This is a genomic window from Marinococcus halophilus (assembly GCF_900166605.1).
In the GTDB taxonomy this organism is placed as follows: Bacteria; Bacillota; Bacilli; order Bacillales; family Marinococcaceae; genus Marinococcus; species Marinococcus halophilus.
Window position 1 is genome coordinate 1092024 of the sequence record NZ_FVZD01000006.1, and the last position, 23027, is coordinate 1115050.

General features: G+C 48.4%; 23 protein-coding genes and 1 other annotated feature. Of the genes, 17 read left to right on the top strand and 6 right to left on the bottom strand.

Translation table 11 applies throughout. From position 1 onward, the window contains the following. Positions 1-14: 14 nt before the first annotated feature. The 3 genes from proC to proB are packed head-to-tail and all read right to left on the bottom strand — an operon-like array spanning position 15 to position 3222. Entirely contained in the window at positions 15-845 is an 831-nt protein-coding gene (gene proC, locus B5066_RS11615; RefSeq protein WP_079476075.1) for a pyrroline-5-carboxylate reductase, read from the bottom strand. Next, on the bottom strand, positions 842-2104 hold the full coding sequence (locus B5066_RS11620) for a glutamate-5-semialdehyde dehydrogenase (protein WP_079476076.1): 1263 nt from the start codon (positions 2102-2104) through the stop codon (positions 842-844). The genes proC and B5066_RS11620 overlap by 4 nt, the downstream gene beginning before the upstream one ends. A gap of 2 nt (positions 2105-2106) precedes the next feature. Continuing rightward, positions 2107-3222 (bottom strand): glutamate 5-kinase, encoded by a 1116-nt coding sequence (gene proB, locus B5066_RS11625; RefSeq protein WP_079476077.1) that lies wholly within the window; start codon positions 3220-3222, stop codon positions 2107-2109. 54 nt (positions 3223-3276) lie between these two features. Then, positions 3277-3479 (bottom strand) — a binding site (T-box leader). 85 nt (positions 3480-3564) lie between these two features. On the opposite strand from proB, the gene B5066_RS11630 reads away from it, so the two are divergent. Further along, positions 3565-4335, top strand: a complete 771-nt coding sequence (locus B5066_RS11630) for an SDR family NAD(P)-dependent oxidoreductase (RefSeq protein ID WP_079476078.1) — start codon at positions 3565-3567, stop codon at positions 4333-4335. Here the strand turns inward: B5066_RS11630 and B5066_RS11635 are convergent, their stop codons facing one another. Further along, a complete protein-coding gene (locus tag B5066_RS11635) occupies positions 4336-5832 on the bottom strand; it encodes a phytoene desaturase family protein (RefSeq protein ID WP_179124096.1) in 1497 nt (498 codons plus the stop codon). A gap of 81 nt (positions 5833-5913) precedes the next feature. Here B5066_RS11635 and B5066_RS11640 point away from each other — a divergent pair, with 81 nt between their 5' ends. From B5066_RS11640 to B5066_RS11660, 5 genes are all read left to right on the top strand, one after another. Beyond that, complete coding sequence (locus tag B5066_RS11640) at positions 5914-6186, top strand: YlbG family protein (RefSeq protein WP_079476080.1); 273 nt, start codon at positions 5914-5916, stop codon at positions 6184-6186. Positions 6187-6259: 73 nt separating this feature from the next. Continuing rightward, a complete protein-coding gene (locus tag B5066_RS11645) occupies positions 6260-7462 on the top strand; it encodes an MFS transporter (protein WP_079476081.1) in 1203 nt (400 codons plus the stop codon). A gap of 15 nt (positions 7463-7477) precedes the next feature. Continuing rightward, a complete protein-coding gene (gene rsmD, locus B5066_RS11650) occupies positions 7478-8050 on the top strand; it encodes a 16S rRNA (guanine(966)-N(2))-methyltransferase RsmD (RefSeq protein ID WP_079476082.1) in 573 nt (190 codons plus the stop codon). Further along, positions 8040-8534: a pantetheine-phosphate adenylyltransferase gene (coaD, locus tag B5066_RS11655; protein WP_079476083.1), complete on the top strand. Its 495-nt coding sequence runs from the start codon at positions 8040-8042 to the stop codon at positions 8532-8534. The genes rsmD and coaD overlap by 11 nt, the downstream gene beginning before the upstream one ends. Before the next feature lie 74 nt (positions 8535-8608). Beyond that, positions 8609-9658, top strand: a complete 1050-nt coding sequence (locus tag B5066_RS11660) for a SepM family pheromone-processing serine protease (protein ID WP_179124097.1) — start codon at positions 8609-8611, stop codon at positions 9656-9658. Between the two features lie 9 nt (positions 9659-9667). Here the strand turns inward: B5066_RS11660 and B5066_RS11665 are convergent, their stop codons facing one another. Then, positions 9668-10864, bottom strand: coding sequence for a nucleotidyltransferase (locus B5066_RS11665; protein WP_079476085.1), 1197 nt, complete (start codon positions 10862-10864; stop codon positions 9668-9670). 170 nt (positions 10865-11034) lie between these two features. On the opposite strand from B5066_RS11665, the gene B5066_RS11670 reads away from it, so the two are divergent. Both B5066_RS11670 and rpmF read left to right on the top strand, forming a co-directional pair. Next, entirely contained in the window at positions 11035-11577 is a 543-nt protein-coding gene (locus B5066_RS11670; RefSeq protein ID WP_079476086.1) for a YceD family protein, read from the top strand. Between the two features lie 54 nt (positions 11578-11631). Continuing rightward, a complete protein-coding gene (rpmF, locus tag B5066_RS11675) occupies positions 11632-11805 on the top strand; it encodes a 50S ribosomal protein L32 (RefSeq protein WP_079476087.1) in 174 nt (57 codons plus the stop codon). A gap of 56 nt (positions 11806-11861) precedes the next feature. Here rpmF and B5066_RS11680 read toward each other — a convergent pair whose 3' ends face one another. Then, a complete protein-coding gene (locus B5066_RS11680; RefSeq protein WP_079476088.1) occupies positions 11862-12380 on the bottom strand; it encodes an N-acetyltransferase in 519 nt (172 codons plus the stop codon). Between the two features lie 222 nt (positions 12381-12602). Between B5066_RS11680 and B5066_RS11685 the strand changes: the two genes are divergently transcribed. From B5066_RS11685 to murD, 9 genes are all read left to right on the top strand, one after another. Next, positions 12603-12986 (top strand): DUF3397 domain-containing protein, encoded by a 384-nt coding sequence (locus B5066_RS11685; RefSeq protein ID WP_233133209.1) that lies wholly within the window; start codon positions 12603-12605, stop codon positions 12984-12986. A gap of 33 nt (positions 12987-13019) precedes the next feature. Beyond that, a complete protein-coding gene (gene bshC, locus B5066_RS11690) occupies positions 13020-14642 on the top strand; it encodes a bacillithiol biosynthesis cysteine-adding enzyme BshC (protein ID WP_079476090.1) in 1623 nt (540 codons plus the stop codon). A gap of 150 nt (positions 14643-14792) precedes the next feature. Beyond that, positions 14793-15224 carry a division/cell wall cluster transcriptional repressor MraZ gene (gene mraZ / locus B5066_RS11695; RefSeq protein WP_079476091.1) on the top strand — a complete coding sequence of 144 codons (432 nt, stop codon included), beginning with the start codon at positions 14793-14795 and terminating at the stop codon, positions 15222-15224. Between the two features lie 36 nt (positions 15225-15260). Further along, the gene (gene rsmH / locus B5066_RS11700; RefSeq protein ID WP_079476092.1) at positions 15261-16220 is read left to right on the top strand and encodes a 16S rRNA (cytosine(1402)-N(4))-methyltransferase RsmH; all 960 of its coding nucleotides are present in this window, start codon (positions 15261-15263) and stop codon (positions 16218-16220) included. After that, a complete protein-coding gene (gene ftsL / locus B5066_RS11705) occupies positions 16220-16588 on the top strand; it encodes a cell division protein FtsL (RefSeq protein WP_079476093.1) in 369 nt (122 codons plus the stop codon). Before rsmH ends, ftsL begins: the two co-directional genes overlap by 1 nt. A 107-nt stretch (positions 16589-16695) precedes the next feature. Beyond that, positions 16696-18963, top strand: coding sequence for a penicillin-binding protein (locus tag B5066_RS11710; protein ID WP_079476094.1), 2268 nt, complete (start codon positions 16696-16698; stop codon positions 18961-18963). Between the two features lie 176 nt (positions 18964-19139). After that, entirely contained in the window at positions 19140-20606 is a 1467-nt protein-coding gene (locus tag B5066_RS11715) for a UDP-N-acetylmuramoyl-L-alanyl-D-glutamate--2,6-diaminopimelate ligase (protein WP_079476095.1), read from the top strand. 27 nt (positions 20607-20633) lie between these two features. Beyond that, positions 20634-21605 carry a phospho-N-acetylmuramoyl-pentapeptide-transferase gene (gene mraY / locus B5066_RS11720; RefSeq protein WP_079476096.1) on the top strand — a complete coding sequence of 324 codons (972 nt, stop codon included), beginning with the start codon at positions 20634-20636 and terminating at the stop codon, positions 21603-21605. Then, on the top strand, positions 21605-22960 hold the full coding sequence (murD, locus tag B5066_RS11725) for a UDP-N-acetylmuramoyl-L-alanine--D-glutamate ligase (protein WP_079476097.1): 1356 nt from the start codon (positions 21605-21607) through the stop codon (positions 22958-22960). Before mraY ends, murD begins: the two co-directional genes overlap by 1 nt. Positions 22961-23027: the final 67 nt, after the last annotated feature.

The following is a 23027-nucleotide window of genomic DNA, read 5'->3' on the forward strand; positions in this document are numbered from 1 at the left end:
CCTGCTTTCTGCTTTTAATCACCGATGGACCCGGATCGCCTGGAAGCCTCTTTCATGGCTTCTAAAAAATGCTTTTGCACTCTGTGTTTTTCCAGGTGGGTAAACGCCGCTTCAGTCACCCCGTTTGGACTCAGTACCTCCTGGTACAGTTCGTGCGGTTTTTTATCGGAATCAAGGTAGCGATAAGCCGCTCCTTCTATCGTATGAGCGATAATATTTTTTGCTTCCTCCGGCGGGAAGCCAGCTTCAGCCGCCATCTGCTCCATAGCTTCAAGGAAATAATAAAAATAGGCAGGTCCGCTGCCGGCAATCGCGGTGAAGCCGTCAATATCCTCTTCAGAAATTGTGTGTACGCTGCCGACTACCTGAAACAACGATTCCGCAAGATCGAGATCTTCGTCAGTAGCATAGGAGCCGGCGCATATAGCTGTTGTCGAAGCACCGACGTGCGCAGACGTGTTTGGCATTGAACGCACTACCGGCACCTCTTTGCCAGCGAAAGCTTCCAGATTATTTAAGGAAATGCCGGCCAGAACGCTGATCACTAGCTTATCTTTTGTTAGCTCCTCGGCGAATGACTGAATGACTGCTTCGGCGTCTTTCGGCTTAACGGCCAGAACGACGACGTCTGCCGCCTTTACCGCCTCTTTATTATCAGTTTTTACCTGAATACCGTACTGCTTTTTCAGCCGCTCCTGCTTATCAGCAGAGGTTTTTACCGTCCCAAGCACGTTTGCCGGTTTGACCAGCTCGTGGCGCAGAAGACCGGAAAATATAGCCTCCGCCATCGAGCCGGAGCCGATAAAAGCAATTGTTTTCTGCTGTAGATTAGTTTTTGTCATCATTTAATCTGTCCATCTCCGTGAATTAAATATTTGTAGGAAGTGATCGCTTTTAGTCCCATTGGTCCTCGGGCATGCAGCTTTTGAGTGCTGACGCCGATCTCGGCCCCGAAGCCAAATTCAAACCCATCGGTGAATCGGGTAGAGGCGTTATGATAAAGCGCCGCTGCATCGATCTGTTGGAAAAACATCCGTTTATTTTCCTCGGACTCTGTAAGGATTGCTTCGGAGTGATACGTCGTGAACATATTGATATGCTCGATAGCCTCTTCGGTGCTCTTTACGGTTTTCATCGAGACTATCATATCCAGATATTCAGTGTTCCAATCCTCGTCGGCTGCAGGCTCCACATCGCCGTGCAGCTTTTGCACTGAAGCGTCTCCCCGGATAGTAACCCCGTGGGCGAGCAGCGCATGGACAAGGGCTTTTCCGTGAGCCTCAAGCCATGCCTCATGCACAAGGAGGGTTTCAGCTGCGTTACAGACAGAAGGACGCTGCGTTTTGGCATTAATGGCAATCTGAACTGCTTTATCAGCCACGGCGCTGTCATCAATAAAAATATGGCAGTTGCCGACGCCGGTTTCAAGGACAGGCACAGTCGACTGATCCACCACGGTTTTTATTAGATTGGCGCCTCCGCGCGGAATCAAAACGTCCAGGTAATCATTCATTTGAAACATCGTCGCGGCCGCTTCCCTTGACGTGTCGGAGGCGAGCTGAACCGCTTCTTTCGGAAGAGAGGTTTTTGCCAGAGCCTCCCAAATAGCGTCCATGACTGCCTGGTTCGATCGAAAAGCGGAAGAGCTGCCACGTAAAAGAACTCCGTTGCCGGTTTTTAGAGCAAGGGCGGCTGCGTCCGCTGTTACATTCGGCCGGGCTTCGTAAATCATGCCAATGACACCGAGCGGCACCCGGACGCTTTCCAATTTCAGACCGTTCGGCCGGGTCCAGGATTCAATAGTTTCGCCAATAGGGTCTTCAAGAGAAGCAATCTGCCGGCATCCGTCAGCCATCCCTGCAATACGCCCGGAGTCGAGCGTGAGCCGGTCAAGCAGGGCGGAGGACAAGCCGTTTTTTCTTCCTGCTTCGAGATCCTTGGCGTTTGCTTCAAGAATAAAAGTTTCCCGCGTTTCAAGTTCGTCAGCGATAAGTGAAAGCGCCTTGTTTTTTTCTTCGGTGGAAGCAGTAGCGACACGTTTAGCTGCTTTTTTAGCTGCTTCTCCCTGCACCCGCATTTGAGTACTGATTTGTGTTTGTTCCATGTTTATCTCTCCCTTACGGTAGTAATCCAGTTATCCCGGTGAATGACTTCTGATTTCGACGTTGACGTAAAGGATGCAGCCTCGGCCGTGGATTTCCCTTTCACAGCCTGGAGCTCCTCGGCACTCATGTTGACCTGTCCCCGGCCGAGCAGGTTATCTTTCTGGTCGAACACATCAACAACGTTGCCGGCTGAAAAGTGGCCCTGCACATCGACGATACCGGCAGGGAGAAGGCTTTTGCCTGAACGCAGCAGCGCTTTTGCCGCTCCGTCATCGACCACTACAGCGCCCGCGGTAACGGAATGGAGACCGATCCATTGTTTTTTATTGTTTAAAACGTCCCCGCCGGGCACGCCTATATAGGTGCCGTCCCCTTTGCCGCTAAGGACGTCTTCAAGTCGGTGTCCGCTGCTGAGCCTGCCGACAAACACCCGGGTGCCCAGACGGAGAGCGGTGCCGGCTGCTTTTAATTTGGAACGCATACCGCCGGTTCCTACAGAAGAGCTGGTTTCTCCGGCCTGGTCCATCAGGTCATTCGTAATGGCCGGGATGAAATGATATTTTTTGGCCCCCTGGTCTTCGTTTGGATTCTTGTCGTAAATCCCGTTAATGTCTGTTAATATCAGCAGTGTATCTGCATGTACAAGCCCTGCTACAAGCGCGGACAGCATGTCATTATCCCCGAAAGTAAGTTCATCAACAGCAATAGAATCGTTTTCGTTGATAATAGGAAGTACCTGGCGGTGAAGCAGCTCGGTGATCGTGGAGTGGGCGTTTTGGTACTGGCTGTGATTGGCGAAATTCTCCCGGGTTAAAAGCAACTGCCCGCAGGCAATGTTTACTCTGCTAAATTCTTCGTTATATGCCTGCATCAGCTGACTTTGGCCGACAGCGGCCGCAGCCTGTTTGCCGGCAGTGGTAACCGGCCGGGACGGGTAGCCGAGATCGTAAAAGCCGGCAGCGACCGCGCCGGAGCTGATCAACACGACTTCATTTCCCGCCTGGCGGAGCTGGATGATTTCATCTGCGTACTGCTTCAGCTTTTCCCTGCTTAAACTTCCCTGCTGATTTGTTAAAGAACTGCTTCCGATTTTAACAACGACCCGTTCTTTTTTCATTGGAACCACCTGTCTTTATTCGTACTGGGTGCATATAAAAAACTCTTTCGCCTGTAAAAGGACGAAAGAGTTATCCGCGGTACCACCTTTAGTTGAAAAGACTTTGTCTTTTCCGCTCATGCCCATTAACGCAGGGCTGCGTCCTAAAGGAAGCTCACGGACAGGTTCAGGCAAAACAAATTCCGGCATAGCTTTCAGCTCATGGCTATGCTCTCTGTCGGTGCTTTGTCCTACTATTTCCGTTTCACAGCTTTTGCACTATTCAGCTTATTTGTGATTACTATTATGTGAAGAGCCGGGTGGTTTGTCAAGTTTTAATACACCAGAGGGGAGGAAGAATGATTGAAAACAATTATACTAACAGGAGCAAGCAGCGGCATCGGCAGAAAAACAGCAGAAAAGCTCGTGCAAAATGGAGAGAAAGTAATAGGCATAGGAAGAAACACGCAGAAACTGCAAGCCGCAGCAGTAGAGTGGGAGGCTCACCCCGGGGAATTTATCGCCTGGACAATGGATGTAGAAATAATTGAAGATGCAGCAGAAGAAATGAAAAAAATAACCGCTGTTCACGGAAAACCGGACGTCCTTATCAATAATGCCGGCACTGGGAAATTCGGGGAGCTGGAGCAATTGAGTATAAAAGACTGGGAGCAGATGATAAATACAAACGTAAAAGGAAACATTGCTATCACGCAGGCACTGCTTCCTGAATTAAAACAGGCCGGCGGGCATATCATATTCACAGGTTCAACCGCGGGCATTATCGGCACTCCAAAAGCGACCGTTTATGCGGCCAGCAAGCGTGCAGTAATTGGGTTTGCAGAAGCGCTGCGGCTCGAAACCGCGGAGAGCGGAATACGGGTTTCAGTGTTAAATACCGGACCGGTAAAAACCGATTTCCATGACCGCGCCGATCCAAGCGGGAGATATAAGCGTTCGGTCGAGCAGCTCGCCCTGGCCCCGGAGAAAGTGGCTGGTAGGCTTGTGCAGCTAGTGGAGCAGCCAAAGCGTACAGTTTTTATGCCCCGCTGGATGGGAATGCTCAGTGCGCTTTATCAGCTGTGGCCGTCGGCGGTGGAAAAAGTTGGACGAAAGCAGTTTTACCGCAAATGACTACTGCTTTCGTTCAAGAGCGGCAAACGACTGCCCGCTGATTGATTCAAACACATGGATACCGCTCATGGTCACGGCCATGGTACTCGCTCCCGGAAAAATAGAGTCTCCGCAGAACCATACGTTTTCAAGGGGAGAACGATGGGATAATGGGTAAAAAAACGTATCCCTTCTCGTCTGTGGAAAGCCGCCGACCATGCCGCGGGGACGTTTAATGTATCGCTCCCAGGCATGCGGAGCACCGGGCAGGACCCGCTCAGGCTGGACAGGCAGGCCGGCTTCCTGGATTTTTTCTACAAGCGCCCTGGTGGCTGCTGACTTTTTTTCTTCATATAAAGAAAGATCTTCCCAGAACTCGGGCGGCGTATGAGTGGAAACGGTAAACGTACGCTCACCTTCGGGGGCCCGGGTGCGGTCATCCGGTGCTGATAATGAATAAAACAAATGGCTCGAAATGCCGGGAATGTTCTGGTCCCAAAGCAATTGATGAAACAACGCTGAGGGAGGAGCGGAGGGCTCGCAGACTCCGTACATGGAAAACGTGCTCCAGATCGGCGTTTCGGATTTGGTCTGCCAGCGACGGGTAAACTGGTTTCGCTCTTTAGGGTGAAAAAGCGGGAGCGCGGCCTGGACTGGGATGTTTAACACCAGATGATCGGCAGTGGTTCTTCGTTCCCGATGATCGATAGCTGTCCAGGTGCCGTCGCTGTTTCTTTCCACCGCCTGAATGCGGCGGCGTTTCTGCATCGAGGCGCTGTGGCGTTCGGCTGCTTCTTTTAACTGCTCGGCCATGCGGTACAGCCCGCCATATACATAAGAAGCTCCCTGATGGTATAAATCGAGGGCGTACAATCCAAGCAAGGCAGGAGCGTGGCGGCTGCTTGTCTGCAGGCTGTCCAGAAGCTGCCCGTCAATATACTGGTGCACCTCGGTGTCCTGCAGACGGTAATGCCGCAGCACATCTTCAGTAGAGGCGGCAAGCCAGCGGACAGCGCCGAGAATGCCGGGTCTGAGTGCCCGGACCGAGCGGATGAAATCTGCGGGCTTCTGCATGGGAAGAACCGGAAGGTGATGGATCAGCTTCCGGAGTTCCTCCCCGACTCGGGAAATATAACGGTATAGCGAGCGGATGCCATCTGCCGAGGAAGGGAACAACCGGCAAAGAGTATCGATATGTTTTTCCCGTGAAGAATACAACGGAAGAGAAAAAGAAGGAGCGTGTACCTGCATAATGGTCTCAAGGCCCACATGTTCTGGGAGCGGCTCCTTCAGGTAGTTGAAGACGCGGTAATGAAGGCCGTCTGGCTGCTGCAGGCCCAGCCCGAGTGTAGCCCCGACTGGAAACAGATGAGGCTTGTGCGTAAACTTTCCGGCACACCCTCCCCATTCGTTGGAAGCTTCAAATAAAGTGACATTATAGTGATGGCAGGCGAGCAGAGCAGATGCCGTAAGTCCGCCGAAGCCTCCGCCAATAATTATTACAGATGGTTGGCTCATGTTACTCCTCCTTGCCAGCATTGCTCTTTTTTCCTCCGGCATGCTAGACTTAACGAAAATCACGCGAAAGGATGTGCTTTCATGCATCAGCCGAGAATCGGGGTAGCCGTTTGGATTAAATCCGTCAAACAGGCGAGGCAGCTGAGAAAGTACGGGTTAGTGCATTACGTTTCCAAACAAATGAAATACGCAGTTTTATATGTGGATCAGGAAAATGCGGAAATGGTCATAAGTCAGCTGGGAAACCTTGGTTTTGTAGAAAGGGTGGAACGGTCGGAAAAACCATTTATTCCGCTAGAATACCATAAAGTTGAAAAAGAAAGCCAACCGCAGGATGACAGTATCGGGATATAAATAAATTGACTTTTATTGTCCCATTGGGAACGCTGTTTTATAATAGGGGAGGCAGAAAGAAGGGACCTCTCTAATGGTAAAATGGAGAAAAAATTTATATATATTAATGGCCGCCCAATTTTTTGTGATGGCAGCCATGACGATGATCGTTCCATTCCTGCCGCTGTATCTGCAGGAACTCGGAGTGACAGATCCTGGGCAGATAAGTATCTGGTCAGGCGTTATTTTTGGCGTTAATTTTTTAACAGCTTTTTTGTTTGCCCCGCTCTGGGGTAAAATTGCTGACAGACAGGGCCGTAAGCTGATGGTGCTCCGTTCGGGATTCGGCATGGCCATAGTAATGGTACTGATGGGATTTGCTACCGGCCCATGGAGTCTTTTTTTTCTGAGAATGCTAAATGGCACGATTAGCGGTTTTATTCCTGCTTCGATTGCGCTTGTGTCTACAAATACGCCTAAAGAATACGCAGGCAGGGCGCTTGGATTGCTGCAGTCAGGCACGGTGGCAGGAACAATTTGTGGGCCGCTGATCGGCGGTCTTCTAGCAGACGCGTTTGGCTTCCGGGCCATATTTAACATTACCGGGCTCGGTATCGCCGTAGCTGCGGTAGCCGTTTTGTTTTTAGTGAAAGAAGACTTCGAGAAGCCGGAAAAGGCGGAGAAAACGAAAACGAGCGATGATTTCAAAAAAATCGCAGGTGTACAGCCGATGATGATCCCCCTGTACACTGTTATTTTTCTCGTGCAATTTGCGCTGATCGGGGTCAACCCGCTTATTTCCGTGTTTGTCGGGGAGCTGAGCGGCAGAGAGGAAAATGCTTTCTATGCCGGACTGGCCGTAGCTTCCCTGGGGGTGGCGAATATGCTTGCTTCGCCCAAGCTTGGCAAACTCAGTGATACAAGAGGAGCCCAGTATGTGCTGTTCGGTTCGTTAATCGGTGCTGTGCTCCTTTCTATTCCGCAGGCTTTTGTTACCAACCTTTGGCAGCTGATCGTGGCGCGTTTTTTGGTCGGCTTGTGTCTTGGCGGACTGCTGCCGGCAGCTAACACGCTAATCCGGCAGCTGTCCCCGCAGGGAATGGAGAGCCGGGCCTACGGCTTTTCCAACAGCTTCTTGTTTCTTGGAAACATGCTCGGGCCGGCGGCCGGGGGCTTAATCAGCGCCGCTCTCGGCATGCGCGGCCTATTTTTAATTAGCGCTGCCATACTGGGAGCTGCCGCTTTTGTCATGTATGCAAAAGTACTTCCAAAGCTGGCACAGCGCACAGAATCGTAGAGTGAGGCGAAAGGTATGAGAGTGATAGCAGGAGATTTTAAAGGGCGCCGGCTGAAAGCCGTTCCTGGAACCGGCACCCGGCCGACTTCTGATAAAGTGAAGGAGGCGTTGTTTCATAAGCTTGGCCCGTTTTTTTCTGATGGGGAAACGGTGCTCGATTTATTTGCAGGAACCGGAAATCTCGGAATTGAAGCGCTGAGCAGAGGCTGCAGCTCGGCTGTTTTTGTCGACAAAGCTCAAACCGCCGTCAAGACAGTCCGGAGCAATATTGATGCTTTGAACCTTGGCGAGCGGGCGGAAGTTTATCGTTCAGAAGCTTCTAAGGCAATCGATCGTTTGGAAAGCCGGGGGCGTAGTTTCGATTTAGTGTTCTTCGATCCTCCTTACGCAGAAGAAAAAGCAGAACAGCTAGTAGGAAAGCTGTTGAACTGCTCGATGTTAAAGGAAAACGGCATGCTGATATGGGAACACGCCGCAGCAAAAGCGGCAGCGTTTGACGAACGACTGTCGGTTTTCGCAGAAAAAAATTATGGTGACACAACGCTTACAATATTGCAGCTGACGGGAGGTCCTGAAAATGGCGAGTAAGGCAATTTATCCAGGAAGCTTTGATCCGGTTACCAATGGCCATCTGGATATAATCGAACGGGCACACAATGTATTCGATCATGTGGTGGTGGCGGTGCTGCATAACCGGAAAAAAGAGCCGTTCTTCTCTATTGATCAACGGGTAAAATTAATTGAAGAATCGGTCAAACACATGCCAGGCGTGGAAGTGGATGCTTTTCACGGGCTCTTAGTGGACTATGTAAAAGAAGTGAAAGCCGATACGATTGTAAGAGGCCTCCGGGCTGTGTCTGATTTTGAGTATGAAATGCAGGCGGCTTCAATTAACAGAAAGCTTGAACCCGGAGTAGAGACTTTTTTTATGATGACAAATCACCAGTATTCTTATTTAAGCTCGAGTATTGTAAAAGAAGTAGCGGAATACGGAGCGGACGTTTCCGGCCTCGTGCCTGCGCATGTGGAGGAGGCACTTCGGAAACAGTTTGAGAAAAAGAGCCGGGGGTAGAAGTGCGATTCGTTGCAAATTTCCAGCCATCCTTCGTATGATGAAGAATAATCGTTTAATAAAGGATGAAGACCATGTATCACAACCGAAACAGGAAAATGCGGCGGATTATTACTGCGGCTGTCATAGCAGCTGTTGTGCTTATATTAACGCAGGCGCCTCTCCCGTATTATTATATACAGCCGGGCTCAGCGGCCAGCTTGTCCTCCGTTGTAGAGGTGGAGGAGGGAGCCGGGGAGTCCGGTGAGATGTATTTAACGACTGTTTACCAGCAGGGAGCTACCCCGGCGCTCGCTTTATGGTCGGTATTTTCTCCTTACCGGGAGCTTTCCCCAAAGGATTCCTACCAATTCGGAGATGAAAGTGAGGAAGAATTTTTTGAACGCCAGCGCCAGGTGATGGAGAGCTCCCAGGAGTCTGCAGAAATAGCAGCGTATGAAGCGGCTGGAAAGACAGTGAATGTAAAATACCGCGGAGTAAGGGCCAGTGATTTTATTGATGGAATGGATGCGGCAGAAAAGCTCGAGGAAGGAGACTTGATCCAGGCGGTCAATGGCAGAGAGGTTCAGACACTTGAGGAATTAAACAACGCGATTGAGGGCATAGAGACCGGCGAGAAAGCAACTATAGCCTTCCAGCGAAATAAAGAGCAGATGGAAGCAGAGATAGCTGTGGAATCATTTCCGGCCTCGACAGGGGAGGAAGAAAGCTCGGGTCTTGGAATATTGTATCCTTATACAGAAAGGTCCGTTTCTCTTAACCCAGAGGCCACAATTGATGCAGGCTCCATAGGTGGGCCCTCCGCCGGCTTGATGTTTGCCCTTGAAGTATACAATCAGCTTACAGAAGAAGATATTACAGGCGGAAAAAAAATAGCCGGCACCGGGACCATTGATGAACAGGGTGAAGTTGGCCCAATTGGCGGAATAGATAAAAAAATCGTCGCAGCGGATAAAAAGGACATAGATGTCTTTTTTGCCCCGGATGCCGGCATGGCTTCTCCGTCCAATTATGAAATTGCCAGGCAGACGGCACGAAGCATCAACAGTGATATGAAAGTGGTGCCAGTGGCAACGCTGGAGGAAGCAGTGGAGTATCTGAAAAACGATTTAAAAAAAAGCTGAAAGCAATTCTTAAAAAAGCAGAAGGGGCGGAAGGTCATAATCTCTCCGCCATTCTTTCTGTCTTTCAGAAGGTGGAAGCAAAAGCGCATAAGCAGTATCAGCTCTTTCGCCCACAGCCAGCTGCGGCGTTTTTTTATTAGTCATTTTTGTGTAAAGAGGGATAGAAATATTCTTTTTAGCTTTATTTAGATAAGTTCTCCCCCGTGCATTCATGCCGAGCACCCTCAGGTGATCAACGTGCTGGCCATCAGAGGCTGCGTGAGCTTCCTCTTTTGTAAGGCCGGTCAATAGATGTACTGCGGTGCGCTGCAGCCGTGTTAAAGTATAGCGCTTCGTTTTAACCAGCTGCAGCCACTGCCCGAAGCCGGTTGCTTCTTTCATCAGGCGCTGCATGCGGTGATGGAGGCCTTCGGACATATCATAGAGAGAGGCAAGGTCGGCGGTGGGCATGGTCAGCATTTTTGCCTGTAGAACTGAAAAGTAATCCTCCCAATAGCGCAGGGCTGGAAGGCCGGCTAGAATACGCCTGGACGCCTCAGGGATATAAGCGCTGATATCTTCGTTTCTTTCAAGCATGTGCCGGAGACTGGTGGCGCTCGCGATAGACGGATCCCGCGGAGAAATATCGTGATAAGAAGCGTTTTTACGTTTGATGGTGCCTATGTGAAGCGAGGGATACATCCGGGCGGCAGCGTTTGTGTAATGAAAGCCGAGGATATTGTTTGGCTGGCTCAAGTCCGGCAGCGAGCCCGGAGCCTCCAAGTCTCTATATGCCAGTTCGTTTGCTTTGGCGTAGCTGCAGCCTCCCTGAATATGAAAGCGGACGCGCTCATCAAAACGGCCCCTGTGGGTGTGCAGGAAATCAACAAGCTGTACAAATGGGGCAGCTTTTCCATGTTCACTCCCGAAGTTCAAATGAGTAATGCCAAGCTCTCTACAGATGGAAACAGCCCCCGCAGCAAATATGTCGGCGTGCTGGCAGGCGAACATGTACGGAAGCTCAATAACAAGGTCGGCGCCGCTCGAGAGCGCCATTTCCGCCCGCTCTCTTTTAGGAACGAGAGCTGGTTCACCCCGCTGGAGAAAAGGGCCGCTCATTATACATACGACTACATCCGCGTTACTTTGGGTGCCGGCCTGTTCGAGATGGTAGAGGTGGCCGTTATGGAAAGGATTGTATTCGACAACCATTCCTAAGACATTCATGATAGGACCGCCTTTCAACTAGGGTATTTTCGGTAAATATCGCTTTTCTCTTTTCTTTATTCATGATACGATGTTTTTCGAGAGTTCAAAAGGGTTTACTGTAAAGAAAAAATATTGACAAAGGTCGTTTCGATGGATATAATTACTCTTGTTGTCTGGAGGTGGATCCAATGAAATGGGGTATCCAGCAGTTACTTTCAAAGAAGCACGAACAATCGTTTAACATTGAAGGCAGCGCAGATGTATCAGAAATGATTGAGCGTGACAAAGAATTAAGGGATATCAGTGCCGTGCAGGTTCAGGGCGAAGGATCGATCGTTGAAGAAACCTTCCATGTAAGCCTGCGGTTAAAAGGAACAATGATACTACCATGTGCACGGACGCTCGCGGATGTCCACCATCCGTTTGATGTGGAAATGTTTGAAGCATTTCGGCTGGACGGTATGCCGGCGGACGAAGAAAACATTAATGAACACGAGCCAGAAGATGGTTTTGTCGATCTTCTCCCATATATTAAAGAAAACATTTTCCTTGAAATGCCCTTCAGAGTTTTCGCCAAAGAAGGGGACGGTGAGCCGCTTGCTCCTCAAAGTGGAGACGACTGGCGGGTAATCTCGGAGGATGAATTAATAAAGGAACGGGAGCAGGAAGCTCCTAAAGTTGATCCGAGAATGGCTGATTTATCGAAGTATTTCGATAAAGGCTCCAGCTGATCCAAAATCATTCACTGGTTGAAATAATCTTTATCTTATAAGGAGGTGGGAATCATGGCAGTACCTTTTAGACGTACTTCTAAGACCCGTAAACGTATGCGCAGAGCTCATCAAAAAGTAGCAGTACCAGGTATGGTAGAATGTGAACAATGCGGAGAGCAGAAACTATCTCACCGTGTGTGCAGAAACTGCGGTTCTTACAAAGGCGAAACAGTTGTAGAAAAATAAAAAACAGGGTGCCGTTTTCGGCGCCCTGTTTTTTTATGATATCGGAAAGGCATTGCTTATGATTCAGTGTCAGAAAGCGGTGGTTCTGCAGTTAGCTCCTCTGCTTTCTGCGGCTGTACCCCTTTTGGATACCAGACATATGGATTTTCGCCACGGTCCCTGACCGGGTTATATTCTGCGGGCTCAAAGCCCATTTTCAGCCAGAAATCATCTGAACGCTGCCGTGCGTTTGTTTTAACCGGCAGCTCAAAGCTCTTTGCGTAATTGACAAGCTCTTCGCCAAAACCACGTCCCTGGTATGGCTCGAGTACTTCAAGCTTCCAGAGTTCAAGGTAGTCCTGGGGAGGATCAAAAAAGCGGTCATATTTGCCGGTAATTGTATATAAGCACATACGTGCGACCAGCCGGCCTCCAAAATAGATGCCGTAAAATGGAGAACGGATGTCGTTTTCCATGATGTTTTCCTCGAGCTCTTCCTGCATAGAAAGCTCTTGAGCGCCAACTTCTTTGAAGTTTTGAAATTCTTCTAATGTCTTGTAGTTTATGAGTAATGGTACAACTTCAATTCCACTCATGCGATTGGCCTCCTTCACTAATAACTTCCAACTTCATTATACACGAAAACGCTTAAAGTCGAAAAGTGAAAAGTCGTCCGTTTGGATCGTGCGGTGCTACTAGTCCGGAGAGAAGAGATATGCTAAAATGCTTGAGACATCTATAATTCATTAATAGTATTGTGGTTTAATGTGATAGAGTTAAGAAAATGAGAGCAAACTGGATGAGGGAAAGTGACAAATATGCTACAGCAGATATATGGATGGTTAATGGAAGCAGGCTTGGCGCTGCCGCTGGTTTTTTGGTACATAGCCTATCTGGTCACGGCAAAATTAACGAAAAGAAAAGCATATGCCTTCAGGGCCGCCTGCGACTCAACTACGCTGTTGTTCATCGCTTCGGTCCATAGATGGTCAAGTGACCTGTGGAACGAATCCTACCTGTGGGTCATTTATTTAGTGATTCTGGCCAGCGCTGTCGTGATTTCCATTATTCATTATCATTCCCGCGAGGAGCTGGAGTTTTTTCGGGTGCTGAAAGGCATATGGAGATGCAGCTTTTTTATATTTGCGGCAGGATACATCCTCTTAGCCGGATATTGGGCCTATCTGCAGATTATGGCATAGAACGGAGCAAGGCGTGAAGGAAGGTAGTTTGACATGAAAGTTCTGTACGAACAACCAATAGAAACCGATTATTTTTTACATGACTATCAAGCGGGCAGGCCCGGTGCCAGGAAGCTCTTTCATTACACTGGGGAAAATCAGGGGGTAGAGGACCGGCTTCGTTATTTAGACGGCCGGTCCTTTGAGCGCAGGTACTTAAAGCAGCTTCTGCAGAAGTATAATGGCGGGCTGTATTATGGGGATAAAGCGGTCAAGGCTCTTGAAAAAATGGACAATGACGAGGCCGTGGTGGTAGCGGGCGGCCAGCAGGCTGGCATGCTCACCGGCCCCTCGCTGGTAATTTCCAAGGCATTATCAGTGCTAAAGCTTGCAGATCAGGAGGAGAAGCGGCTTGGGCGTCCGGTCCTTCCATTGTTTTGGATTGCAGGGGAAGATCATGACTGGGAGGAAGTAAACCACGTCAATTTCCCGGCTGAAGGGCATTTAGATAAAACGAGGTTCGAAGGAAACTTTCTGCCGAATGTGCCTGTGTCAGAGCAGCCGTTTGAAGCAGCGGAAGTGGAAGCGTTCGTGGAAGAAGCTTTTTCAAAGCTCCGCGAAAGTCCATTTACGAAAGAATTACGAGATGAAGTGTATGTGCTTTTGAATCGTTCAAGGTCGTGGTCCCAGTTTTTTGCAGAGATGATGCGCTGGCTGTTTAAGGATACAAAACTTATCATGATGGATCCGCAGCAGCCGGAATGGAGAGAACTGGGAAAGCCGCTTTTTAAAACTTTGCTTTCCGATCCAGATAAAATAAATGCGGCTGTTTATCAGGGCACAGCTGAAAGAAAGGCAGCGGGATACGACGAGGTCGCGGGCATCAATTTTGACAGCGGGCATCTATTCTATCATATAAATTACGTGAGACATCTGCTTGAATATAAAGATGGAGCCTGGAGGAGCCGGAGATCGGGAAAAACTGTGGGGACGGAGAAATTACTAGAAGAAGCAGTGCGCCAACCCACCCGTTTCAGCACTGACGTAATTACCCGGCCGCTGATGCAGGAGCAGATGCTCCCGGTTCTGCACTTTGTGGCAGGGCCAGGGGAAATGCAGTATTGGTCTCTTTTAAAGCCATTGTTTGAATTACTCGGCATGCGGATGCCGGTGGTGCAAAAGCGTATGGAAGTGCATTATGTCACCCGTCAGGTACAGCAGGCCGCTGAAAAAGAGAATGTTCCCTATAGAATGCTGCTGGATTTACCTTTACTCGAACAAAAACTCCAGGAGGTGCGCCGCGCTGCCCTGGAAGTGGACGGGAAAGCAAAAGCCCTCCAGGCGTTGGAAGAAATGAAAGAAGCTCATGCAGCTCTTGCTAAAGAATGGATTCGCCAGTTTCCTTCACAGGAAAGTTTTGCGAAAGAAAACTGGAGACGGATTGAAAAAGAAACCTGTTACCTTGGAGAACGGCTGGATGCAGAGCAGGAGCGGAGAGTGCAGATACATGTCCGGCGGCTGGAGTTAATTATCGGCCGCCTGTATCCTCGCCGGGAACCGGCGGAAAGGCAGGTTAATATTTTATTTATGTTAAACGAATTCGGCGCCTTTCTTCCGGCGCAGACGGCTGCCGAAACAGAATGGAAAAGCGGCCGGCAGAATATTATATTACTGTAGCATCTGCACACTAATTTATACGTTATCCGGCTGAAAGCTTCCCGAAATATCGGGGAGTTTTTTTTTGTTAAAAAATTTTCCGGAAAAAGTGGTACAAAGTGGGGGAATGTGGTAACTTAAATGTAAGGAGTGGTGAAAGGTTGGGTCCATATGTTTATGGGAGAATATCAACATAATATGGACGATAAAGGAAGAATTATTATACCCTCCCGTTTTCGGGAGAAGTTGGGAGATTCTTTCGTCGTTACCCGTGGTCTGGATGGATGCTTGTTTGTTTATCCATATGACGAATGGGAACGCATTGAAACTAAATTAAAAGCTTTGCCTTTCACAAAAAAAGATGCAAGGGCATTCACCCGTTTTTTCTTTTCAGGAGCGTCAGAATGCGAACTTGATAAACAGGGGCGTTCGATGATTCCAACCACCCTCCGCCAATATGCAGAATTAAAAAAAGAATGTATGATCATCGGGGTAAGCAGCCGAGTAGAAATATGGGATAAACACAAATGGGACGAATATTATGTAGAATCAGAAGAAGTATTTCCAGACATTGCAGAAAACATGGCCGACCTGGATTTTTAGCGCAGTATCAAACACGTTTTTGCCGGAGGAATAGAAGTGCCGCCACAATTTGAACATGAAACCGTATTGAAAGAAGCATCAGTCCGGGGGCTGAATATTCGTCCGGACGGGGTGTATGTTGATTGTACTCTCGGCGGCGGCGGACACAGTGAAGAAGTCATGAAGCAGCTTTCTTCCGAGGGCCTTTTAATAGCCTTTGACCAGGATGAGGAAGCGATCGCTCATGCAGAGCAGCGGCTCCGGGTTTATGGAGAAAATTTCAGGATCGTACATAGCAATTTCCAGTTTTTAAAAGAAGAACTGCTCGAGCTTCATACTGAGCAGGTAAACGGGATATTATTCGATCTTGGAGTGTCATCACCGCAGTTCGACCGGCCGGAAAGAGGGTTCAGCTACCGCTATAATGCCCCGCTTGACATGAGGATGGATAGGCACCGGCAGGAGCGTACAGCAGCACACATCGTCAATGAAGCATCGTTTCAGGAAATCTGGCAGATTCTCTCAGAATACGGGGAAGAGCGTTTCTCAAAACAGATTGCCAGAAAAATCGAAAAAGCGCGTGAAGAGCACCGTATTGAAACAACCGAAGAACTAGTGGAAATCATCAAAAGTGCAATACCTGCACCGGCCAGGAGAAAAGGCGGGCATCCGGCGAAGCGGACTTTTCAGGCTTTGCGAATTGCTGTAAATAATGAACTTGATGTGTTCAAAGAAGCGCTTGACGATGCGCTGACCATGTTAGCGCCCGGCGGAAGATTGTGTGTCATAACATTTCATTCGTTAGAAGACAGGATTTGTAAAAAGTTGTTTAAACAGAAAAGTTCTCCACCTCCGCTTCCGAAGGGACTCCCGGTCGTGCCCGATGAAGCAGAACCAGATTTCAACCTGGTCACAAAGAAACCGATCCTGCCATCAGAAGATGAACTTACGCAAAATCCAAGGGCGGCTTCCGCGAAGCTTCGAATCATCGAAAAACGCGAGGAGGATAAAAAATAATGGAGAATTTGGCACAGCAGATAAAACGCCAGCAGGAAGACAAACAAATAGTACATAAAAAAGTCCAGTACCACGTTCGCGGTGGTATTACAAAAGGTGAAAAACTGATTATGACTGCGGTCATTGTCGGGATTCTAATCGCCTCCTTTTTCATCGTTTCGAATTTTGCCACCATACACGCCCAGGATCAGCAAATCGACCAGACCGCTACACAGATCCAGGAGCAGCAGCAGGTGAATCAAAACCTTGAACTGCAGGTGGCTGAACTTAGTTCACCGGAGCGCATCATGGATTACGCTAAAAATGAACTGGGCATGGAAATGAAGGACGAAAATATTCAAGTTGTAAACGGAACAGAACAGAACTAACACAGAAGGGAGGGGAAACCGTGGGGACACGGCAGTACCGCTCCCTTCTTGCAAGTTAACCAGCGGCCCCGTTACATGTAAAAACTCAGGTGGTGAACGTTCTCAGCATGAAGAAATTGAAAAGTACGAAAGTGCGGGCGCTCCTATTGGTCCTTGCTATCTCTATTTTTTTCCTTATTTTCACGGGCCGCATGGTCTATATTCAAGTGGGAAAAACGGTAGAGGGCAATGACCTGGCAAGTATGGCAGACTCCAGGTATACTACAACTGAAACCGTCGAGGCGAAGCGGGGGACTATTTTCGATAAGAAGGGCGAACCGCTGGCAGAACAGGTGCCATCCTATTCGGTTTATGCAGTGCTCGATGAATCCTACGATGATCACGTGAAAAATCCAGCTAAAGTAGCTGAAAAACTCGGTCCATTGATCGGCATGGAAGCAGCAGAGCTGAAAGAAATGCTCAACCGCGACCAATATCAGGTGGAACTCGGTTCAGGAAGCAAGTATTTAACGTTATCTGAAAGAGAAGAAATTGAACAGCTTGGCCTCGCAGGCATACATTTTCGTGAAGAGCCGACGCGTTATTATCCAAACCAGACGTTTGCAAGTCATGTCCTTGGCTACATGAGCCGGGATATGTCAGAAGCTCACATGGGGCTCGAAGCCGGGTTAAATGAAGAATTGACCGGTAAAGACGGCACGAGAACAGAATCGGAAGAGAATGCTCTTCTTGACGAAGATGAGACAACGACGAACACAGCTAAAGATGGCAAAGACGTTTACCTGACACTGGATGGCAATATTCAAAGCGTGCTTGAACAGTCGATGTCAGAGGTGGAAGAAAACTACAATCCAAACAAAATGATGGGCGTTGTGGCAGACGCAGACAGCGGTGAAATCCTCGGAATGAGCAACCGGCCGAGCTTCAACCCGAATGAATATGAAGAAATCGAAAATTATACCAATTATGCTGTGTCCGACCAGTTTGAGCCCGGCTCGACAATGAAAATCTTTACGCTGGCTGCTGCGATTGATAAAGGCGTCTTTGAAGGCAAAGATACTTATGAATCCGGCACATATAACGTGTCCGGAGAAACGATCCGGGATCATAACAACGGGGAAGGCTGGGGCGAAATCACTTATAATGAAGGGCTCCGCCGTTCTTCGAACGTAGCATTTATGAGAATTGCGCTTGAAATTCTGCCTGAAGGAGCCCTATTTAATTATCTGGAAAAATTCGGATTCGGCCAGGAAACCGGGATTGATCTCCCGAATGAGGCGGACGGGGCGTTAGCGGAAGAAACGCCATTAAACGTTGGTATAACAGCCTTTGGGCAGGCGTCTACAGTCACTCCTATTCAAATGATTCAGGGGGCCACTGCCATCGCTAATGATGGCAAAATGATGCAGCCTTATGTGATCGATCATATTGAAAACCCGAACAACAACGAAACAACGTATGAATCCGAGCCCAAAGTAGCAGGAAAGCCGATCAGTAAGAAAGCGGCTAAAAAAACAAGGGAAAAGCTGCAAACCGTTATTGAAGGTGAGCATGGCACTGGGGCTCCGTATCAGATTGATGGAGTCGAGGTTGCAGGAAAAACTGGTACAGCCCAGATCTCTGACCCTGAGGGAGGAGGATATCTGAGTGGAGAAAACCAAAACATTTTTTCCTTCATTGGTATGGCCCCGGTGGACGATCCGGAAATTATTGTTTATGTTGTTGTGGACCGTCCGGAGCTGGAGCCGACAGAAACTGGCTCTGATGCCGTGAGTGCTATTTTTAATCCGGTGATGCAGCAGAGCCTTTCATACATGAACCTTACCCCTTCGGATGTTGAAGACAACAAGGCGTATGAAGAATCTGGCATTGAATTTGAAAACTACACTGGGAAGTCAGTAAAAAAGGCTAAAAAAGCCGCTAAGAAAGCCGGTCTCGAGCCGGTAGTCATCGGCAGCGGAAATCAGGTCGAAAATCAGATCCCGACAAAGACAGAGCGCCTGATTGTAGGTGAAAAAGTAATCTTCCTGACGAACGGCCAAAAAAGCATTCCGGACGTCAGTGGATGGTCCCTCCGGGAGATCCAGCGTCTCGAAAAACTGCTGGAGGTCGATATAACGGCAAACGGTTCGGGCTATGTCAGCACCCAATCGGTTGATCCGGGGACGGCCGTAAGCGCTGCTGAAAAAATGGAAGTGGAGCTGGTGCCTCCGGACGAGCTGCAGAACGCCGAGACAGAGCAGCCGGCAGAAGAAGAAAATGCTGAAGAAAATGAAAACGATGAAGTGCAGCCGGAAGAGGCTTCTCCACAGGAAACAGAGGGAAGCCCCGGGGAAGAACAGCCAGAAGAAAGTGAAGCACCAGCAGAAAACTAATGACGATTGTCCCATGACATGCTTGATTGTTCACATTAGAATGAGTGGGGTGTACGCAGAGGACTTTTTTTCGTTCTCTGCGTGCATGTTCATTAAAAGACACCCGGGAAGGGCGAAACACATTTTTTCTATAATTAGTGGTAAACACTTGCTCCGGATAGAAAAGAGGCACGGAAATGAAATATATTACAGATATTATTCCAAGCATAATGGTGCGGCTTGAACGCGAAGACAAAGAAATAGAAAGTTTACATATGGATTCCAGGGAAGTCACCCCAAATGGTCTGTTTTTTTGTATTGAAGGAACAAAAGTCGACGGCCACGATTTTGCCTCCCAGGCAGTAAATAACGGAGCTGCAGCGGTAATAGCTGAACGGCATGTGGATGTTGAAGCGCCGGTGTGGCTCGTAAAAGATACGCAGAAAGTGATGGCCTACGCTGCGGATCATTTTTACGATCATCCTACAAAAGATGTTCGTGTAATAGGTATTACTGGAACGAATGGTAAAACGACTACCAGTCATTTAGTCGAATCCATCCTGAACGAAGAGCAGACAAAGACAGGTTTAATCGGCACAATGTATGCCAAAATTGGAAGTGAGTCCATAGAGACAAATAACACGACACCCGAATCTCTCGAGCTGCAGCAGCTGTTTGCTGGTATGAGGGACAAAGAGGTGAAAAGCTGTGTGATGGAAGTGTCGTCTCATGCCCTGCAGATGGGACGCGTACGAGGCGTACAGTTTCGTACAGCAGTTTTTACGAATCTTTCCCAGGACCATCTGGATTACCACGGATCGATGGAAAGCTACAGAAATGCGAAAGGCCTTTTGTTTTCCCAGTTAGGCAACAGCTTTGCAGGAGAGCTGAGTACAGCAGTTTTAAATGGTGACGACGCAGCTTCCGCTTACTTCGAAGCAGTAACCACAGTGCCAGTACTTACGTACGGTCTCAGTGAAAATAATGATATTTACGCTGAGAATATAAACACGACAGGGAGCAAAACATCCTTTACGCTGCATACTCCTTGGGGCAGCACCGAAGTGGAATATCCACTGCTTGGAAAGTTCAATGTGTACAATGCTCTTGCAGCTATTGCTGCCTGTATTGCAGAAAATGTATCAGTCACAAGTATCGTGGATGGACTGAAACATGCCCCGGGGGTAAGCGGCAGGTTTGAAGCTGTAGAAGCCGGGCAGGAAAGTACGATTGTCGTTGATTATGCGCACACTCCAGGCGGACTTGAAAATGTAGTCCAAACAGCCCGGGAGATGACTGAAGGACGTCTTTATGCCGTAATAGGCTGCGGGGGCGACAGAGATAAAGAAAAAAGGCCGAAGATGGCAGCTGTTGCGGAAAAGTTCAGCGATATGGTGATCCTTACCTCAGACAATCCGCGTTCAGAAGACCCGGTTAGCATATTAGAGCAGATGGAAGCAGGATTTACCGGGAAGACATATGAAATAATCGAAGACCGCGAAAAGGCGATCGAACGTGCCGTATTCCTGGCAGGAGCCGGAGACACCGTGCTCATTGCAGGCAAAGGGCATGAAACGTACCAGATAGTAGGAGATCAAACTTTGCCATTTGATGACCGCAAAGTAGCAAAAGAAGCAGTCAGAAAAAATAATAAACAGGCATAGCGTTTCATACTGAAAGGAGCTCCCTTAATGGGTTTTGCAGCTTTAATAGTAACAATAGTTTCATTTACCATATGTGCGGTGTCGGCACCGTTGCTTATTCCCGCTTTAAAACGGCTGAAATTTGGCCAGAGCATAAGAGAAATGGGGCCGGCCTCTCATCAGAAAAAAGGCGGTACCCCGACGATGGGAGGTGTAATGATCATTGCGGGGCTTTTAGCCACCGCTCTCATCGTTCTGCCACTTTTTGTCGGATACACCACGGAAATATGGCTCCTCTTACTTGTGACTGTAGGATTCGGCATCCTTGGATTTTTGGATGATTTCATTAAGATTGTGATGAAGCGAAATCTGGGACTTACAAGTATACAGAAGCTGGTTGGCCAGATTGTTATTGCATTTATCTTTTTTATTGTATTGTACAACGGCACGTTTGATACAAGCGTAGCTGTGCCGGGTACGGGGTGGTCGCTCGAATTTGGCTGGGCTTATTTCTTTCTTATTATTGTCATGCTCGTCGGAGCTTCTAATGCCGTAAATCTGACGGACGGGCTGGACGGGCTGTTGGCCGGTACTGGAACGATGGCATTTGCAGCCTACGCCCTGGTTGCTTTTTCGCTTGGGTACATGGATATCGGATTGTTTTCGTTTGCAGTGGTAGGCAGCCTGCTTGGCTTCTTAATCTTCAATAAATACCCGGCAAAGATTTTTATGGGAGATACTGGTTCTCTGGCACTCGGAGGAGCGATTGCTGCTGTGGCAATTTTGACAAAAACCGAACTGACATTGATTGTGATCGGCCTCGTATTTGTTTTGGAGACACTAAGCGTTATTATCCAGGTGATGTCATACAAATTAAGAGGAAAAAAAGTATTTAAAATGAGCCCGGTTCATCATCATTTTGAACTATCAGGCTGGTCGGAATGGCAGGTCGTTACTGCTTTTTGGGTAGTAGGCGCTGCTGCCGGGCTGTCCGGGGTCGCATTAGAGGTGTTTTTATAATGGATCGCTTAGAAGAATATAAAGGAAAAAAAGTACTGATAGTAGGTCTGGCTAAAAGCGGACTGGCAGCTGCAAAGCTACTGCATCGTTCCGGCGCAGAGGTAACAGTGAATGACGGGAAAGAAGCGGTGAAAGAAGATGCCTCGCTGCAGGAGATTGAAAATCTTGGAATACGGTTGGTTACAGGAGACCACCCGCTTTCCTTGCTTGATGAACCGTTTTCGGTCATTGTTAAAAACCCTGGTATTCCTTACCATCACCCATTTATTGAAAAAGCCGTGGAAAAAAATTTCAATATTATTACGGAGATTGAGCTTGCGGCAGCGCTTTGTGAAGGAACAATGGTAGCCATTACAGGCTCAAACGGGAAAACAACCACCACTTCATTAATCCAGGCCATTTTCAAAAAGGACCACAGGGAAGCGGCTGTAGCTGGTAATATTGGAAAGGTGGCGTGTGAAGTAGCTCCTCAGATCAAAAAGAACCAGATTATGGTTACAGAGGTCTCGAGCTTTCAGCTGAAAGGAATACAGCAGTTCCGTCCCAAGGTTGGCGTACTGTTAAATATTTTTGATGCCCACCTGGATTATCACGGGTCACGGAATGATTACGAGCAGTCCAAAGCGAAGCTCTTTCAAAACATGACGAAAGAAGATGCAGCGGTCTATAATTATGACCAGAAAGAAGTTAAGCGAATTGCAGAGCGTTCCGGCGCGGCGCTCGTACCCTTTTCAACTTCCTCAATTTGTGAAGGCGGAGCATACATTAAAGACGGTATGTTTTATTTTAAAACGGAGCCGGTAATGGCTCTGGACCGTGCCTCTCTGCCCGGGGCGCACAATAAAGAGAACATGCTCGCGGCTATTGCATCAGCAAAAGTACTGGGGGCTTCCAATGAAGCTATTGAATCGGCGTTATCTGATTTTCACGGCATCGAGCACCGTCTCGAATTTAGTGGAATCGTGAATGGGCGTAAAATTTATAACGATTCCAAAGCTACAAACATGCTCTCTACCCAAAAAGCAATTGAAGCTTTTGAAGAGCCGGTAGTACTGCTCGCTGGAGGACTCGACCGTGGTAATACCTTTGATGACCTGATAGATTCTTTTCAAAAAATCAAAGCAATAGTCGCATATGGCCAGACGAGAGATAAACTAGCGGCCTCTGCGCAGGAAGCAGGAGTAACTGAAATTCACCGTACAGAATTTTTGGAAGATGCTGTGGATAAAGGCTTTCAGCTCTCTGAAAGTGGGGACGTGCTATTGCTTTCCCCTGCCTGTGCAAGCTGGGATCAGTTCCAGACGTTTGAAGAACGCGGCCGGGCATTTATAGAATGCGTCGGAAAGTACAGGTGAGAAGGAGTGCGGGTTTGCTCCACTCCTGAAGCCACCTTCGTAAGGTGGCTTCAGGAATGGATCGAAA

Bases quoted from the DNA above. Each gene is read 5' to 3' on its own strand.
- murD (WP_079476097.1), top strand. From the start codon at position 21,605: ATGGATCGCTTAGAAGAATATAAAGGAAAAAAAGTACTGATAGTAGGT.
- proB (WP_079476077.1), bottom strand. From the start codon at position 3,222: ATGAAAAAAGAACGGGTCGTTGTTAAAATCGGAAGCAGTTCTTTAACA.
- B5066_RS11680 (WP_079476088.1), bottom strand. From the start codon at position 12,380: ATGAGTGGAATTGAAGTTGTACCATTACTCATAAACTACAAGACATTA.
- mraZ (WP_079476091.1), top strand. From the start codon at position 14,793: ATGTTTATGGGAGAATATCAACATAATATGGACGATAAAGGAAGAATT.
- ftsL (WP_079476093.1), top strand. From the start codon at position 16,220: ATGGAGAATTTGGCACAGCAGATAAAACGCCAGCAGGAAGACAAACAA.
- B5066_RS11710 (WP_079476094.1), top strand. From the start codon at position 16,696: ATGAAGAAATTGAAAAGTACGAAAGTGCGGGCGCTCCTATTGGTCCTT.
- coaD (WP_079476083.1), top strand. From the start codon at position 8,040: ATGGCGAGTAAGGCAATTTATCCAGGAAGCTTTGATCCGGTTACCAAT.
- B5066_RS11645 (WP_079476081.1), top strand. From the start codon at position 6,260: ATGGTAAAATGGAGAAAAAATTTATATATATTAATGGCCGCCCAATTT.
- B5066_RS11685 (WP_233133209.1), top strand. From the start codon at position 12,603: ATGCTACAGCAGATATATGGATGGTTAATGGAAGCAGGCTTGGCGCTG.
- mraY (WP_079476096.1), top strand. From the start codon at position 20,634: ATGGGTTTTGCAGCTTTAATAGTAACAATAGTTTCATTTACCATATGT.
- bshC (WP_079476090.1), top strand. From the start codon at position 13,020: ATGAAAGTTCTGTACGAACAACCAATAGAAACCGATTATTTTTTACAT.
- B5066_RS11640 (WP_079476080.1), top strand. From the start codon at position 5,914: ATGCATCAGCCGAGAATCGGGGTAGCCGTTTGGATTAAATCCGTCAAA.
- B5066_RS11660 (WP_179124097.1), top strand. From the start codon at position 8,609: ATGTATCACAACCGAAACAGGAAAATGCGGCGGATTATTACTGCGGCT.
- B5066_RS11635 (WP_179124096.1), bottom strand. From the start codon at position 5,832: ATGAGCCAACCATCTGTAATAATTATTGGCGGAGGCTTCGGCGGACTT.
- proC (WP_079476075.1), bottom strand. From the start codon at position 845: ATGATGACAAAAACTAATCTACAGCAGAAAACAATTGCTTTTATCGGC.
- B5066_RS11715 (WP_079476095.1), top strand. From the start codon at position 19,140: ATGAAATATATTACAGATATTATTCCAAGCATAATGGTGCGGCTTGAA.
- B5066_RS11620 (WP_079476076.1), bottom strand. From the start codon at position 2,104: ATGGAACAAACACAAATCAGTACTCAAATGCGGGTGCAGGGAGAAGCA.
- rsmD (WP_079476082.1), top strand. From the start codon at position 7,478: ATGAGAGTGATAGCAGGAGATTTTAAAGGGCGCCGGCTGAAAGCCGTT.
- rpmF (WP_079476087.1), top strand. From the start codon at position 11,632: ATGGCAGTACCTTTTAGACGTACTTCTAAGACCCGTAAACGTATGCGC.
- B5066_RS11665 (WP_079476085.1), bottom strand. From the start codon at position 10,864: ATGAATGTCTTAGGAATGGTTGTCGAATACAATCCTTTCCATAACGGC.
- B5066_RS11670 (WP_079476086.1), top strand. From the start codon at position 11,035: ATGAAATGGGGTATCCAGCAGTTACTTTCAAAGAAGCACGAACAATCG.